The sequence below is a fragment of the Streptococcus parasalivarius genome, assembly GCF_054785155.1.
On record NZ_BAABOB010000001.1, the window covers coordinates 419,524 to 435,263 of the forward strand.

General features: G+C 39.9%; 12 protein-coding genes. 11 read left to right on the forward strand and 1 reads right to left on the reverse strand.

What is annotated here, in order from left to right; all coding sequences use genetic code 11:
- Window positions 1-27 precede the first annotated feature (27 nt).
- The 9 genes from acnA to ACYVQ1_RS02155 all read left to right on the forward strand — a co-directional run bounded on the left by acnA (window position 28) and on the right by ACYVQ1_RS02155 (window position 11,861).
- On the forward strand, window positions 28-2,691 hold the full coding sequence (acnA, locus tag ACYVQ1_RS02115) for an aconitate hydratase AcnA (RefSeq protein ID WP_461249663.1): 2,664 nt from the start codon (window positions 28-30) through the stop codon (window positions 2,689-2,691).
- 1 nt (window position 2,692) lies between these two features.
- Complete coding sequence (locus tag ACYVQ1_RS02120) at window positions 2,693-3,817, forward strand: citrate synthase (RefSeq protein ID WP_461249664.1); 1,125 nt, start codon at window positions 2,693-2,695, stop codon at window positions 3,815-3,817.
- Between the two features lie 13 nt (window positions 3,818-3,830).
- Window positions 3,831-5,006 (forward strand): NADP-dependent isocitrate dehydrogenase, encoded by a 1,176-nt coding sequence (icd, locus tag ACYVQ1_RS02125; RefSeq protein WP_461249665.1) that lies wholly within the window; start codon window positions 3,831-3,833, stop codon window positions 5,004-5,006.
- A 261-nt stretch (window positions 5,007-5,267) separates the two neighbouring features.
- The gene (locus ACYVQ1_RS02130; RefSeq protein WP_002884015.1) at window positions 5,268-5,531 is read left to right on the forward strand and encodes a phosphocarrier protein HPr; all 264 of its coding nucleotides are present in this window, start codon (window positions 5,268-5,270) and stop codon (window positions 5,529-5,531) included.
- 4 nt (window positions 5,532-5,535) lie between these two features.
- Window positions 5,536-7,269 carry a phosphoenolpyruvate--protein phosphotransferase gene (gene ptsP, locus ACYVQ1_RS02135; protein ID WP_002890681.1) on the forward strand — a complete coding sequence of 578 codons (1,734 nt, stop codon included), beginning with the start codon at window positions 5,536-5,538 and terminating at the stop codon, window positions 7,267-7,269.
- 218 nt (window positions 7,270-7,487) lie between these two features.
- Window positions 7,488-8,921, forward strand: coding sequence for an NADP-dependent glyceraldehyde-3-phosphate dehydrogenase (locus ACYVQ1_RS02140; protein WP_002890682.1), 1,434 nt, complete (start codon window positions 7,488-7,490; stop codon window positions 8,919-8,921).
- A gap of 115 nt (window positions 8,922-9,036) precedes the next feature.
- Window positions 9,037-9,864, forward strand: a complete 828-nt coding sequence (locus ACYVQ1_RS02145) for an alpha/beta hydrolase (RefSeq protein ID WP_004182709.1) — start codon at window positions 9,037-9,039, stop codon at window positions 9,862-9,864.
- Between the two features lie 46 nt (window positions 9,865-9,910).
- Window positions 9,911-10,651: an esterase family protein gene (locus tag ACYVQ1_RS02150; protein WP_002884014.1), complete on the forward strand. Its 741-nt coding sequence runs from the start codon at window positions 9,911-9,913 to the stop codon at window positions 10,649-10,651.
- A 46-nt stretch (window positions 10,652-10,697) separates the two neighbouring features.
- Window positions 10,698-11,861 carry an ATP-grasp domain-containing protein gene (locus ACYVQ1_RS02155; RefSeq protein ID WP_139723867.1) on the forward strand — a complete coding sequence of 388 codons (1,164 nt, stop codon included), beginning with the start codon at window positions 10,698-10,700 and terminating at the stop codon, window positions 11,859-11,861.
- Window positions 11,862-11,913: 52 nt separating this feature from the next.
- On the opposite strand, the gene ACYVQ1_RS02160 is transcribed toward ACYVQ1_RS02155, so the two are convergent.
- Window positions 11,914-12,996 carry a DEAD/DEAH box helicase gene (locus ACYVQ1_RS02160; protein ID WP_461249666.1) on the reverse strand — a complete coding sequence of 361 codons (1,083 nt, stop codon included), beginning with the start codon at window positions 12,994-12,996 and terminating at the stop codon, window positions 11,914-11,916.
- Window positions 12,997-13,087: 91 nt separating this feature from the next.
- Between ACYVQ1_RS02160 and udk the strand changes: the two genes are divergently transcribed.
- Window positions 13,088-13,723, forward strand: a complete 636-nt coding sequence (gene udk / locus ACYVQ1_RS02165; RefSeq protein WP_461249667.1) for a uridine kinase — start codon at window positions 13,088-13,090, stop codon at window positions 13,721-13,723.
- Window positions 13,724-13,759: 36 nt separating this feature from the next.
- Window positions 13,760-15,679: an ABC-F family ATP-binding cassette domain-containing protein gene (locus tag ACYVQ1_RS02170; protein ID WP_461249668.1), complete on the forward strand. Its 1,920-nt coding sequence runs from the start codon at window positions 13,760-13,762 to the stop codon at window positions 15,677-15,679.
- Window positions 15,680-15,740: the final 61 nt, after the last annotated feature.

Genomic DNA, 15,740 nt, shown 5'->3' on the forward strand with positions numbered 1-15,740 from the left:
AAATTTTTAACTAATGGAGGTTCAAGTATGCAAGAATACTGTTCAAATCTAACTGTAAATGGTAAGACATTCTCTTTCTATGATCTCGAAAAAGCAGCAAAATCTCATGATGTTAAGGTTGGAGAACTACCTTATACCATTCGAATACTACTTGAAAGTCTCCTCCGAAAAAAAGATGGCGTCGATGTTAAGGAATCTCACATTTCTGATCTAATGAAATTTCCGAATTTTCCAACAATTTCCGAAGTACCTTTTAAACCAAGTCGTGTTATCTTACAAGATTTTACAGGGGTTCCTGTTGTTGTTGATTTAGCTTCCATGCGTGATGCTATAGTAACTAATGGTGGTAAAGCAGAATTTATTAATCCAGAGATTCCAGTAGATTTGGTCATCGACCACTCTGTCCAAGTTGATTCATATGGATGTGATACTGCTCTTGAAGATAATATCAATCTAGAGTTTAAACGTAATAACGAGCGCTATGAATTTCTTAAGTGGGCTGAACAGTCTTTTGAAAATTACCGTGCTGTTCCACCAGCTACAGGTATTATTCACCAGGTTAATATTGAATTTTTAAGTGATGTCATTATTGAAAATGATGGACTCTTATATCCTGACTCTATGTTTGGTACAGATAGTCATACGACTATGATTAATGGTATTGGCGTTCTTGGTTGGGGTGTTGGTGGAATTGAAGCTGAAGCAGCTATGCTAGGTGAAGCGTCTTATTTCCCAATTCCAGAGGTTATTGGTGTACATCTGACAGGAGAGCTGCCTAAAATTGCCACAGCAACAGATTTGGCTCTCAAGATTACTCAGGTGCTTCGTTCTGAAAATGTGGTTGGTAAATTTGTTGAGTACTTTGGACCTGGCTTGAAGAGTTTATCTCTAGCTGACCGTGCTACTGTCGCTAATATGGCACCGGAATATGGTGCGACTTGTGGTTATTATCCTATTGATGACGAGACTCTTAACTACATGCGTTTAACTAATCGTGATGAGGAACATATCCAAGTCACTGAAGCCTATACAAAAGCCAATCATCTTTTCTATGATCCAAGTAAAGCAGCCAAGTATACTAAGATTGTTGAAGTCGATTTGTCATCTATTAAACCTTCTATCTCAGGTCCTAAACGTCCACAAGATTTGATTCTCTTATCTGATGCTAAGCAAGAATTTCAAGATGCAGTGGTACGTGAAGCAGGTGTCCGTGGTTTCGGTTTGGATAATGAAGAGTTAGCAAAAACTGCAAAAGTTGATTTTGAGGATCATTCAGAAACAATTCAAACGGGTCATGTTGCCATTGCAGCAATCACATCATGTACCAATACCTCTAATCCTTACGTTCTTATGGCAGCCGGTCTTTTAGCCAAAAAAGCTGTTGAGAAGGGGCTCAAAGTCTCTCCAACAGTCAAGACCTCTTTGGCGCCTGGATCTAAAGTCGTTACAGGTTATCTCAAAGCTTCAGGCTTGCAAACCTATCTAGATAAGCTTGGCTTTAACTTGGTAGGTTATGGTTGCACAACTTGTATTGGTAATTCTGGAGATTTACGTCCTGAAGTGGCTAAGGCTATTGTAGACAATGATCTCTTAGCGAGTGCTGTGTTATCAGGAAATCGTAATTTTGAAGGGCGTATTAATCCACTTGTTAAAGCGAATTTCTTGGCTAGTCCACCATTAGTTGTTGCTTATGCCTTGGCTGGTAACACGAATATTGATTTGACAACTGAGCCTCTAGGCTTTGACGACAATGGTCAAGCTGTTTATTTAGAGGAGATTATGCCATCTCGTGATGACATTGAGACTTATGTTGATAAATACGTCACCCGTCAACTCTTCCAAGATGAATATGCCAGTGTCTTTTCTGATAGCGAGAAGTGGAATGCCATTCCTACTGAACAAAGTCAAAATTATAAATGGAATCAAAACTCTACCTATATTCAAAACCCACCTTACTTTGATGCTTTAGGAGATGATTTGAGTATTAAACCATTGAATAATTTGAAGGTTTTGGCTAAATTTGGTGATACGGTTACAACAGACCATATTTCTCCAGCGGGTAATATTGCCAGAAATAGTCCAGCAGCTCGTTATTTGACTGAGAATGGTGTTGATTATCAAGAATTTAATTCTTATGGTAGCCGTCGTGGAAATCACGAAGTCATGATGAGAGGAACTTTTGCTAATATTCGTATCAAGAATGAGCTAGCAGATGGAAAAATTGGTGGATATACTAAATATGATGGTGATATTCTACCTATATATGATGCTGCTATGAAATATAAAGAAGCTAATCAAGATACGCTTGTAATTGCTGGTAAGGATTATGGTATGGGCTCTAGTCGTGACTGGGCTGCTAAAGGTGCAAATCTCCTTGGTGTAAAAGTAGTGCTTGCTGAGAGTTTTGAGCGTATTCACCGTTCAAATCTAGTTATGATGGGAATTTTACCGGTACAATTTATGGAAGGGGAAAATGCTGAAAGTCTTGGATTGACAGGACATGAGACCTTTAGCTTTGATCTTTCAGAAAATCCAGGTGTCCATGATGTTATCACTGTTACAGCTTCAACACCTGAACAAACCAAAACCTTTAAAGCCTTGGTACGCTTCGATGCAGATGCTGATATTCGCTACTATAAAAATGGTGGTATCTTACCAATGGTTGTAAGAAAAAAATTGAAGGGAGCCTAATATGACAACAGTTGAAATTAATGGACTTAAGGATATGATTGCCTGTAATACTAGGATTTCATCTATTATTGATGACCATTTATCCTATGCAGGATATGATATTTCCGAGTTTATGGAAAATAAAGCGTCTTTTGAGGAAGTGATTTATCTCTTATGGAATGGTCATCTTCCTACGCAAATGGAACTCAAGTATTTTGAAGCTGAGTTGCGTAAGAACTATGACATTTCAGATGCTGTAGAACAATGCATTCTTATCCAATCTCGTCCACATTTGCACCCAATGAGTGTTTTACGTTCAACAGTTTCACTTCTTGGGGTATATAATGTGGATGCTGAGGAGAGATCCATGGAAGCCGTTTATCAGCAAAGTATTGAATTGATGGCTAAATTGCCAACAATTATTACGACTTTTGCACGCTTACGCACTGGTAAAATGCCCCTCAAACCAAGAGAAGATTTAGGTTTTGCTGCTAATTTTCTTTACATGCTGAATGGTGTTGAACCTTCTGAAATTGAAGTTGAGGCTATGAATAAGGCCTTAATTCTACATGCTGATCATGAGTTGAATGCTTCAACTTTTGCAGCGCGTGTTTGTGCTTCGACTCTGACAGATATTTATTCTTGTGTTACAACAGCTATTGGTGCTCTAAAAGGTCCCCTGCATGGTGGGGCTAATGAACGCGTCTTTGATATGCTTAAAGAAATCCGCGAATCAGGTGATGTTTATGCTTACTTGCAGGAAAAACTTGACTCTAAAGAGAAAATCATGGGATTTGGGCACCGTGTATACAAGAAACAGGATCCTCGTGAAATTTTCTTAAGAGATATGGCCAAAAAGTTGACAGAGGGTACTGAGAATGAAGAATTCTTTAATATGTCTCAAGAAATTGAAGAGTTCATGAAAGAAAAGAAGGGATTAATTCCCAATGTAGACTTCTATTCAGCCACCGTATACCATACTCTAGGAATTGACAGCGATATCTTCACACTTATCTTTGCTATGAGTCGTGTTGCCGGCTGGATTGCTCATATTCAAGAGCAACAAAAAAATAACAAATTGATTCGTCCACGCTCACAGTACATCGGACAAGAAAATATGACCTATATTCCTTTAGAAAAACGCTAGGGAGGAAAGCTATATGGCAGAAAAAATCGTAATGACAAATGGACAGCTTCAAGTTTCTGATCATCCAATTATCCCTTTTATTGAGGGGGATGGTGTTGGACATGATATCTGGAAGAATGCCCAAGCAATCTTTGATAAAGCAGTAGAAGTAGCCTATGAAGGAAAGCGTCATATTGAGTGGCAAGAGCTTCTATCCGGTAAGAAGGCTTATGATGAAACAGGTGAGTGGTTGCCGAAAGAAACTTTGGAGTCTATTCGAGAAAGTTTAGTTGCTATTAAGGGTCCGCTTGAGACGCCAGTAGGTGGAGGGATTCGTTCTTTAAATGTAGCTTTACGTCAAGAACTTGATCTCTACGCTTGTGTTAGACCGGTTCGTTACTTTGAAGGAGTAGCAAGTCCGCTTAAGGAACCAGAAAAAACGAATATTACTATTTTTCGTGAAAATACTGAAGATATTTATGCGGGAATTGAATGGGAAGCGGGAACAGCAGATGTTAAGCGCGTGATTGAGTTTCTCCAGACAGAAATGAATGTTAGTAAAATTCGCTTCCCAGAATCAAGTAGCATCGGAATCAAGCCGATTTCAATAGAAGGAAGTAAACGTCTCATTCGCTCGGCTATTGACTATGCTCTCAAGAACAATCTAAAAAAAGTGACCTTGGTTCATAAGGGGAATATTCAAAAATTTACAGAAGGTGGCTTCCGTAAATGGGGTTATGAAGTGGCTCAGGAAGAATATAAAGAAGAATTGCTGGCTGGTCGTTTAGAGATTAATGATATAATTGCGGATAACTTTCTACAACAGATTCTTTTAAATCCAGAAAAATTTGATGTTGTTGCCTTAACCAACTTGAATGGTGATTATGCCAGTGACGCCTTAGCTGCACAAGTTGGTGGTATCGGCATCTCCCCTGGAGCCAACATTAACTATCAAACAGGCCATGCTATTTTTGAAGCAACACATGGAACAGCTCCGGATATCGCGGATCAAGATAAGGCTAATCCTTGCTCGGTTCTATTATCTGGCTGCATGCTTCTAGATTATATTGGTTGGACTGAGGCAGCTCAACTGATTACAAGTGCTATTGAAAAGACATTTAAAGCCGATATCTTTACAGCTGACTTGGCATTTGGGAAACAAGCTTATTCAACGAGTGCCTTTAGCAATCAAATTCTTTCAATTATGTGATTGTTTTTGCTCAAAAATGAAAATTAACGATTGAAAACACCGTGAAAGAAATTTTCAGAAAATGTTGTAAATAACTAGAGACTAGTATTTGCTTATGTTTAAAAAAATGAAAATGAGCAGTAAAATGAGAGACAGGCTTTTGAAAAACTTGTAGAAAGTACGTTTTAACCTTGATAATCTCAATTAGCTATGTTATAATTCTAAATTGTAAGGGTTATCATTGATAACTCAAATATTCCAAATGAAGAAGGAGAATCCATTATGGCTTCTAAAGATTTCCACATTGTTGCAGAAACAGGTATCCACGCACGTCCAGCTACTTTGCTTGTTCAAACAGCTAGCAAATTTGCTTCAGATATCACTCTTGACTACAAAGGTAAAGCAGTTAACCTTAAATCTATCATGGGTGTTATGAGCCTTGGTGTTGGTCAAGGTGCTGACGTAACTATCTCTGCAGAAGGTGCTGATGCCGATGACGCAATCGCAGCAATCGCAGAAACAATGACAAAAGAAGGATTGGCATAAGAATATGACAGAAATGCTTAAAGGAATCGCAGCATCTGATGGTGTTGCAGTTGCTAAGGCATATCTGCTTGTTCAACCGGACTTGTCATTTGAAACTGTAACAGTTGAAGATACAAGTGCAGAAGAGGCTCGTCTAGATGCTGCTCTAGCGGCGTCACAAGACGAGCTTTCTGTTATCCGTGAAAAAGCAGTTGAAAGCCTTGGTGAAGAAGCGGCAGCCGTTTTTGATGCTCACTTGATGGTTCTTGCTGACCCAGAAATGACTGGTCAAATTAAAGAAACTATCCGTGCTAAACAAGTTAATGCTGAAGCTGCTTTGACAGAAGTAACAGACATGTTTATCGCTATTTTTGAAGGTATGGAAGACAACCCATACATGCAAGAACGTGCAGCGGATATTCGTGACGTTACAAAACGTGTGCTTGCTAACTTGCTTGGTAAGAAATTGCCTAACCCAGCAACAATCAACGAAGAATCAATCGTTGTTGCTCATGACTTGACACCATCTGATACAGCTCAGTTGAACAAAAAGTACGTAAAAGCCTTTGTTACTAACATCGGTGGACGTACAAGTCACTCAGCTATCATGGCGCGTACACTTGAAATCGCAGCTGTTCTTGGAACAAATAACATCACAGAACTTGTCAAAGATGGTGATGTTTTGGCTGTTTCAGGTATTACTGGTGAAGTTGTTATCAACCCAACTGAAGAGCAAATTGCTGAGTTCAAAGCAGCTGGTGAAGCTTACGCTAAACAAAAAGCTGAATGGGCTCTCCTTAAAGATGCTCAAACAGTTACTGCTGATGGAAAACATTTCGAATTGGCTGCTAATATCGGTACACCTAAAGACGTTGAAGGTGTAAATGATAACGGTGCAGAAGCTGTTGGTCTCTATCGTACAGAATTCTTGTATATGGATTCTCAAGACTTCCCAACTGAAGATGACCAATATGAAGCTTACAAAGCAGTTCTTGAAGGTATGAACGGAAAACCTGTTGTCGTTCGTACAATGGATATCGGTGGGGATAAAGAACTCCCTTACTTCGACCTTCCTAAAGAAATGAACCCATTCTTGGGTTACCGTGCTTTGCGTATTTCTATCTCTGAAACTGGTAATCAAATGTTCCGTACACAATTGCGTGCTTTGCTTCGTGCATCTGTTCACGGTAAATTGCGTATCATGTTCCCAATGGTTGCTTTGTTGACTGAGTTCCGTACTGCTAAAGGTATTCTTGAAGAAGAAAAAGCTAAATTGGTTGCTGAAGGTGTTGCCGTTGCAGACGATATCGAAGTAGGTATCATGATTGAAATCCCAGCTGCAGCTATGCTTGCTGACCAATTTGCTAAGGAAGTTGATTTCTTCTCAATTGGTACAAATGACCTTATCCAATACACAATGGCTGCTGACCGTATGAACGAACAAGTTTCATACCTTTACCAACCATATAACCCATCAATCCTTCGTTTGATTAACAATGTTATCAAAGCGGCTCATGCTGAAGGTAAATGGGCTGGTATGTGTGGTGAAATGGCCGGTGACCAAACTGCTGTTCCACTTCTTGTTGGAATGGGCTTGGATGAGTTCTCAATGTCAGCGACATCTGTTCTTCGTACACGTAGCTTGATGAAGAAACTTGACACAGCTAAAATGGAAGAATACGCTAACCGTGCTCTTACTGAATGTGCAACAATGGAAGAAGTTCTTGAACTTTCAAAAGAATACGTTAACGTAGACTAATCAAAAAAAGTGGAGGCTTAGGCTTTCACTTTTTTTATATCTAAACGGAGACAAAATAATTGACTCATTCTTTAGTTAGGAGTAGAATACGGCTAACCTAGGTTAACAATTTTAACTATTTTTTGTCAAAATTTTCTGAATAATTCTCGTTTAAATCTTGGAATATTTCTAAAAAAATGATAGAATAGGTCTTATAATAGATAAAAGGAGTTACTATCTTGGCTAAACAATACAAAAACTATGTCAATGGTGAGTGGAAAACATCTGAAAACGAAATTACTATCTATGCACCTGCAAACGGTGAGGAACTTGGATCAGTTCCAGCAATGAGCCAAGCTGAAGTAGACGAAGTCTACGCAGCAGCTAAGGCAGCACTTCCAGCATGGCGTGCGCTTTCATATGCTGAACGTGCAGCTTACCTTCATAAAGCAGCAGATATCTTGGAACGTGATGCAGAAAAAATCGGTCAAGTTCTTTCTAAAGAAATCTCTAAAGGTTTGAAATCTGCAATCGGTGAAGTCGTTCGTACTGCTGAAATCATCCACTATGCAGCTGAAGAAGGTTTGCGTTTGGAAGGTGAAGTACTTGAAGGTGGTGCCTTTGACGCTGGTAGCAAGAAAAAAATTGCTGTTGTTCGTCGTGAACCAGTAGGTCTTGTACTTGCTATCTCTCCATTTAACTACCCAGTAAACTTGGCTGGTTCTAAAATTGCTCCTGCCTTGATTGCTGGTGACGTTGTTGCCTTCAAACCACCAACACAAGGTTCTATCTCAGGTCTTCTTTTGGTTGAAGCATTTGTTGAAGCTGGTATCCCTGCAGGTGTCTTGAACTCTATCACAGGTCGTGGTTCTGTTATCGGTGACTACATTGTTGAGCACAAAGCAGTTGATTTCATCAACTTTACAGGTTCAACACCAGTTGGTGAAAATATCGGTCGTTTGGCAGCTATGCGTCCAATCATGCTTGAACTTGGTGGTAAAGATGCCGCTATCGTTCTTGAAGATGCTGATCTTGACTTGACTGCTAAAAACATTGTTGCTGGTGCCTTTGACTATTCAGGTCAACGTTGTACAGCTATCAAACGTGTCCTTGTAATGGATAGTGTTGCAGATGAATTGGTAGAAAAAGTAACTGCTTTGGTAGGTAATATCACTGTTGGTATGCCTGAAGAAAGCGCAAGCGTTACACCACTTATCGATACAAAAGCAGCTGATTTCGTTCAAGGTTTGATTGATGATGCAGTTGAACAAGGTGCTACTGCTAAAACTGAATTGAAACGTGAAGGTAACCTTATCTACCCAGCAGTCTTTGACCATGTAACAACTGATATGCGTCTTGCTTGGGAAGAACCATTTGGTCCAGTATTGCCATTCATCCGTGTATCTTCAGTTGAAGAAGCAATCAAGATTTCTAACGAATCTGAATTTGGACTTCAAGGTGCTGTCTTCACACAAGACTACCCACGTGCATTTGCAATTGCTGAACAACTTGAAGTTGGTACAGTTCACATCAACAACAAAACACAACGTGGTACAGACAACTTCCCATTCCTTGGTGTTAAAGGATCTGGTGCCGGAACTCAAGGTGTGAAATACTCTATCGAAGCTATGACTCGTGTGAAATCAACAGTATTTGATATCGCAAACTACTAAGAGTGCAGCTATTCAATCATTAAAAAAGTGTAAAGGGTCCCAATAATAGGGGCTCTTTTTCTTTTAAAATATGGTATAATAGAACTAAATTTCGAATATAGAGAGTTTTCTGACAATGAATAAATCTTATTTTTACTTGGTTATGAAGACGCATGAGTTAGAGGTACCATACACTGGTCAACTTCGTCGTGTGCGTGTTCTTCTACCTAAGAACTATGAAACGGATACAGATCGTTCTTACCCTGTCGTGTATTTCCATGATGGTCAGAATGTTCTTTATAGTAAGGAGTCATTTTCTGGCTATTCTTGGAAGATTATCCCAACAATCAAGCGTAATCCTGATATTTCGCGCATGATTGTTGTAGCTATTGATAATGATGGCCCTGGCCGTATGAATGAGTATTCTGCGTGGAAGTACCAAGAATCTAATATCCCTGGTGTCCAGTTCGGAGGTAAGGGTGTAGAGTATGCAGAGTTTGTCATGGATGTGGTTAAACCCTTTATTGATAAGGAATACCGTACCCTCTCTGACCGTCAGCATACAGCTATGATTGGTTCATCTCTCGGTGGTAATATCACTCAGTTTATGGGGCTTGATTATAAGGAGCAGATTGGTTGTCTTGGGGTATTTTCTTCAGCTAACTGGTTGCATCAGGATGCTTTTGATCGTTACATGTCGCGTCAAAAGCTCGATTCAGATCAACGTGTCTACATATATGTAGGAACTGAGGAGGCTGATGATACTGACAAGACCTTGATGGCTGGTAATATTAAGCAGGCTTATATAGACTCTTCATTGAGCTATTATCATGATTTGATTGCTCGTGGGGTTGATTTGGAAAATATCAAGATTCACATTCAATCTGGTGCTGAACACAATGAAGAAGCTTGGGCCGAGAATTTACCAGACTGTCTTCGCTTTTTCGCTGAAAAATGGGACTAGTCTTTATTAACGCAAATTAATTTAATTTAGGAAAAGGAATATAAATATGAATATCGAACATCTTAGCCACTGGAGTGGTCAACTTAACCGTGAAATGTATGTTAACCGTTACGGGCACGCTGGTATCCCTGTTGTGGTTTTTGCCTCATCAGGTGGTAGCCATAACGAATACTATGACTTTGGTATGATTGATGCCTGTGCACGTTTTATCGAAGAAGGACGCGTACAATTCTTTACGCTTTCAAGTGTGGATAGTGAAAGCTGGCTTTGTGATTGGAAAAACCCACATGATCGTGCTGAAATGCATCGCGCTTATGAACGTTATGTTATTGAAGAAGCTATTCCATTTATCAAACACAAAACTGGTTGGTTTGATCCAATGATGACAACAGGTTGTTCAATGGGGGCATACCATGCGCTTAATTTCTTCTTGCAACACCCTGATGTTTTCAATAAAGTAGTAGCCCTTAGTGGTGTCTACGATGCTCGTTTCTTTGTGGGTGAGTTTGGAGGGGACGAAGCTATTTACCAAAATTCCCCATCAGATTATATCTGGAACCAAAATGATGGTTGGTTTATCGACCGCTACCGTCAAGCTGAGATCATCGTATGTACAGGTCTTGGTGCTTGGGAACAAGATGGTCTTCCATCTTACTATAAACTCAAGGAAGCCTTTGAACAAAAGAATATTCCAGCTTGGTTCTCTGAGTGGGGTCATGATGTCGCTCACGATTGGGAATGGTGGCGTAAACAAATGCCTTATTTCCTTGACAATATGAACCTATAATTTCTTTGTCCATCCCATCTAAATAACTATAAAAGAGGAATTACTAATGAATTATCTTGTTATTTCACCATACTATCCACAAAACTTCCAACAGTTTACAGTTGAACTTGCTAATAAGGGCATCACTGTTCTTGGTATTGGTCAAGAGCCTTATGAACAATTGGATCAACCTTTGAAAGAGGCTTTGACTGAGTACTTCCGTGTAGACAATCTGGAAAACTTGGATGAAGTTAAACGTGCGGTAGCCTTTCTTTTCTATAAACACGGACCAATTGACCGAATCGAATCTCATAACGAATACTGGTTGGAGTTGGATGCTGCTCTTCGTGAACAGTTCAATGTTTTTGGTGCTAAGCCAGAAGATCTTAAGAAGACTAAATTCAAGTCTGAAATGAAAAAACTCTTCCAAAAAGCTGGAGTTCCAGTTGTACCTGGTGCTGTCATTAAAACTGATGAAGATGTGGATAAAGCTGTGAAAGAAATCGGTCTTCCAATGATTGCTAAGCCAGATAATGGGGTTGGTGCAGCTGCAACCTTCAAACTTGAAACAGAAGATGATATCAATCACTTTAAGGCTGAGTGGGATCATGAAACAGTTTATTTCTTTGAAAAATTTGTAACTTCAAGCGAAATCTGTACTTTCGATGGTTTGATTGATCATGATGGTAATATTGTCTTCTCGACAACTTTTGATTATGCCCACACACCACTTGACTTGATGATTTACAAGATGGATAATTCTTACTACGTTCTTAAGGAAATGGATCCTAAGTTACGTAAGTATGGTGAGGCAATTGTCAAAGAATTTGGTATGAAGGAACGTTTCTTCCATATTGAGTTCTTCCGTGATGGTGACGATTATATTGCTATTGAATATAACAACCGTCCAGCAGGTGGTTTCACAATCGACGTGTATAACTATGCTCACTCTTTCGATTTGTACAAGGGGTATGCGGATATCGTTGCTGGCGAACCATTCCCAGCTTCTCAGTTTGAGCCACTTTACTGTTTGGCGACTTCACGTCGTGCAAGCTCTCACTATGCTTATTCAGAAGAAGAACTTTTTGATAAGTATCGTGAACAACTTAAAGTTAAGAAAATCATGCCTGCAGCCTTTGCAGAGTTGCAAGGTGACTTCCTCTATATGTTGACAACTCCAAGTCGTGAGGAAATGGAACAAATGATTGAGGACTTTGGTAAAAAAGCCTAGTCTGTATATGTTAAAAGCACTTCAGAGTAAACTGAAGTGCTTTTGTCGTGTCTTATTTTTCGTGAAGTTCTTGATTTTTAAGAACCAGTTCTGAAACTTTAGCGAATTTTTTAAGTTTTTTGAGGTCTTCTGGATGGGTTACAAAGCTAATGACGCTACCTTCATTTTCCATACGACCAGTACGTCCTGCACGGTGAGTATAGGCTTCGCGATCTCGAGGTATATCGAAGTTGATGACTACCTCTAGATTTTCAATATCGATGCCACGTGCCAAGAGGTCAGTACCTAGTAAGAGTGAAATCTCATGATTCTTGAATTTTTCCAAGATAACCTTACGGAATTTGACGTTGATGTCACTAGCCAATGATACCGCTGAAGCCCCGTTAAATTGGAGGCGTTCTTCAGTAGCCCCAAGGTCAGATAGACTGTTAAAAAAGACAAGGCCACGGAAGTCAGGGATATTGGAGAACTTACGGAGAAGTTCGACACGGTTGCGTTTATCAACACTGATATAATAATGTTTGATGGTGTCAAGTTCTTGATTAGATAGGTCATAAACGATGGTATTTTCGACAAGATTTTGATCATCAATTTTGTTGGTTGCCGAAATATAAATCATTTGATGGTCACGAGGAACATGGTGGCTGATTTTTGTCACAAAGTGGTATTGGCTATCACTGAGAAGCTCATCAAATTCATCTAGGACGATGGTGTTGACATTCATCATTTTTATCTTTTTGAGTTTAATCAGCTCAAAGATACGGCCCGGTGTTCCGATGAGAATTTCCGGTCCTTTCTTCAGGCGTTCAATTTGTCTCTTTTGACTTGAGCCAGAAAGGAAGAGTTGGGCAGTGAGTCCTAGTGGCTCAGCCCATTGTTTGGTCACATCAAAAATCTGTCCAGCAAGCTCTGAATTGGGTGCTAGGATAAGCAATTGCTGAGATTTTTTGGGCTTGAGTGAGAGGAGCAATGGGAGAAGGTAGGCTAGAGTCTTACCTGTTCCTGTAGGACTGATACCTAGGATATTGTCTCCTTCAGTGATTGGTGCAAAGAGTTCTTTTTGAATGGCAGTCTCTGTAGTGATTCCTTTTTCTTTAAGGAGGTCTTGCCATTGTTCAGGAAAGTTTTTAAACATAAAAGTCTCATTTTCTATATGGATTTGCTTTTATTATATCATGATTTAGTGTAGAATAAATAAGAAAGACTATATTAGATAGGAATTAACCATGCCTAAAAAACCGATTATTATTGGGGTTACGGGTGGCTCTGGTGGAGGTAAGACCAGTGTTTCTCGTGCCATTCTATCAAATTTTCCAGATGAGAAAATTGCTATGATTGAGCATGATTCTTATTATAAGGATCAGTCACATTTGACTTTTGAAGAGCGTGTATCAACTAACTACGACCATCCCTTTGCCTTCGATACAGATCTTATGATTGAACACATCAATGAGCTGATTTCTGGGCGTCCAGTGGATATTCCGATTTATGACTACACCCAACATACTCGTAGTGAAAAGACTTATCGTCAGGAACCACAGGACGTCTTCATTGTTGAAGGAATTTTGGTACTTGAGGATAAACGCTTGCGTGATTTGATGGATATCAAGCTTTTTGTAGATACTGATGATGACATTCGTATTATCCGTCGTATCAAGCGTGATATGGAAGAGCGTGGCCGTAGCTTGGATAGTATCATTGAGCAATATATCAGTGTGGTTAAACCTATGTACCACCAGTTTATCGAACCTACGAAACGCTACGCAGATGTGGTGATTCCTGAAGGTGTCACAAATACTGTTGCTATCGATTTGATTAATACTAAGGTAGCAAGCATTTTGAAAGAAAGTCAGAAAGCCTAAGCAGGAGCTTGGCTTTTTTGGTATAATTGAAACGTTATGATTATTTTACAAGGAAACAAGATTGAGCGCTCTTTCTCAGGGGATGTGCTCTTTGATAATATTAATATTCAGGTAGATGAACGCGATCGTATTGCCCTTGTTGGACGTAACGGTGCTGGGAAATCAACCCTATTGAAAATTTTGGTTGGAGAGGAAGCGCCGACAAGTGGTGAAATCAACACAAAACGTGATTTGAATTTGTCTTACTTAGCTCAGGATAGTCGCTTTGAGTCTAGCAATACCATCTATGCGGAAATGTTAAATGTTTTTGCAGGTCTTCGTGCAGACGAAAAACGCCTTCGTGACATGGAAATGAAGATGGCTGAGTTAACTGGGTCAGACTTGGACAAGTTAATGACTGACTACGATCGCCTTTCTGAGGATTTCAGACAGCGAGGTGGTTTTACCTATGAATCTGATATCAGAGCCATTCTCAATGGTTTTAAGTTTGATGAAAGCATGTGGGAAATGCCTATTTCAGATCTTTCTGGAGGGCAAAACACGCGCTTAGCTTTGGCGAAAATGCTGCTTGAGAAGCCTGAACTCTTGGTGCTGGATGAACCGACTAACCACTTGGATATCGAAACCATTGCCTGGTTGGAGAATTACCTGGTCAATTATCAGGGAGCTCTAATCATTGTCAGTCACGACCGTTATTTTTTGGATAAGGTGGCGACTGTAACCCTAGATTTGACCAAACATAGTTTAGATCGTTATGTCGGAAACTATTCAAAATTTATGGACCTTAAGGCTGAAAAGTTGGCCACTGAAGCAAAGAACTTCGAAAAACAACAAAAGGAAATTGCTAAGTTGGAGGACTTTGTTAATCGTAATATTGTCCGTGCTTCTACAACTAAGCGTGCTCAAGCCCGTCGTAAACAGCTAGAGAAAATGGAACGTCTGGATAAGCCAACAGAAGGCCAGAAGTCAGCTAATATGACTTTTCATGCGGATAAGGTCTCTGGGAATGTGGTCTTGACAGTTAGAGATGCTGCTATTGGTTATGACGATGAGATTCTCTCAGAGCCTATTTCCCTGGATGTTAAGAAGATGGATGCCATTGCCATCGTTGGTCCAAATGGTATCGGGAAAACAACCTTTATCAAGTCGGTAGTGGGTAAATTGCCTTTTATCAAGGGAACGTCAACCTATGGTGCTAATGTTGAAGTGGGCTATTATGACCAAACCCAATCAGCCTTGACACCATCAAATACTGTACTTGATGAGTTGTGGAATGATTTTGCGACGACTCCTGAAGTTGAGATTCGTAATCGTCTGGGGGCCTTTCTCTTCTCAGGTGATGATGTCAAAAAGTCTGTTTCCATGCTTTCTGGTGGTGAGAAAGCTCGTCTGCTCCTAGCTAAATTATCAATGGAAAACAACAACTTCCTCATCCTAGATGAGCCGACCAACCACTTGGACATTGATAGTAAGGAAGTCTTGGAAAATGCCCTCATTGACTTTGATGGAACGCTTCTCTTTGTCAGCCATGACCGTTACTTTATCAACCGTGTGGCAACCAAAGTGATGGAAATTTCTGAGGATGGGGCAACCATTTATCTTGGAGATTACGATTACTACCTTGAGAAGAAGGCGGAGCTTGAAGAGTTAGCACGTCTTGAAGCAGAGGAAAATCAAGTATCAGAGGAAGTCCAAGTCGCTTCAGCGGGTGCTACTGATTATCAAGCTCAAAAAGCCAATCAAAAAGAGATGCGTAAATTAAGCCGACGCATTGAGCAAATTGAAAATGAGCTAGAGACGATTGAAGAACGATTGGAGGAAATCTCTGCTGCCATGCTTGAAACAAATGACGTGGCAGAATTGTCTGACTTACAGAAAGAGCTGGATGACTTATCAGTTTCTCAAGAGGCTCTGATGGAAGAGTGGAGTGACCTATCAGAACAATTGGAAAGTTAAGGGATGATGAGAACCTTTTCATGTTTTGAGTTGTGAAAGGCTTACATTGTTGGTATAATAG

Coding starts and splice junctions, on each gene's coding strand:
- acnA (WP_461249663.1), top strand. CDS start 28: ATGCAAGAATACTGTTCAAATCTAACTGTAAATGGTAAGACATTCTCT.
- ACYVQ1_RS02120 (WP_461249664.1), top strand. CDS start 2,693: ATGACAACAGTTGAAATTAATGGACTTAAGGATATGATTGCCTGTAAT.
- icd (WP_461249665.1), top strand. CDS start 3,831: ATGGCAGAAAAAATCGTAATGACAAATGGACAGCTTCAAGTTTCTGAT.
- ACYVQ1_RS02130 (WP_002884015.1), top strand. CDS start 5,268: ATGGCTTCTAAAGATTTCCACATTGTTGCAGAAACAGGTATCCACGCA.
- ptsP (WP_002890681.1), top strand. CDS start 5,536: ATGACAGAAATGCTTAAAGGAATCGCAGCATCTGATGGTGTTGCAGTT.
- ACYVQ1_RS02145 (WP_004182709.1), top strand. CDS start 9,037: ATGAATAAATCTTATTTTTACTTGGTTATGAAGACGCATGAGTTAGAG.
- ACYVQ1_RS02150 (WP_002884014.1), top strand. CDS start 9,911: ATGAATATCGAACATCTTAGCCACTGGAGTGGTCAACTTAACCGTGAA.
- ACYVQ1_RS02155 (WP_139723867.1), top strand. CDS start 10,698: ATGAATTATCTTGTTATTTCACCATACTATCCACAAAACTTCCAACAG.
- ACYVQ1_RS02160 (WP_461249666.1), bottom strand. CDS start 12,996: ATGTTTAAAAACTTTCCTGAACAATGGCAAGACCTCCTTAAAGAAAAA.
- udk (WP_461249667.1), top strand. CDS start 13,088: ATGCCTAAAAAACCGATTATTATTGGGGTTACGGGTGGCTCTGGTGGA.
- ACYVQ1_RS02170 (WP_461249668.1), top strand. CDS start 13,760: ATGATTATTTTACAAGGAAACAAGATTGAGCGCTCTTTCTCAGGGGAT.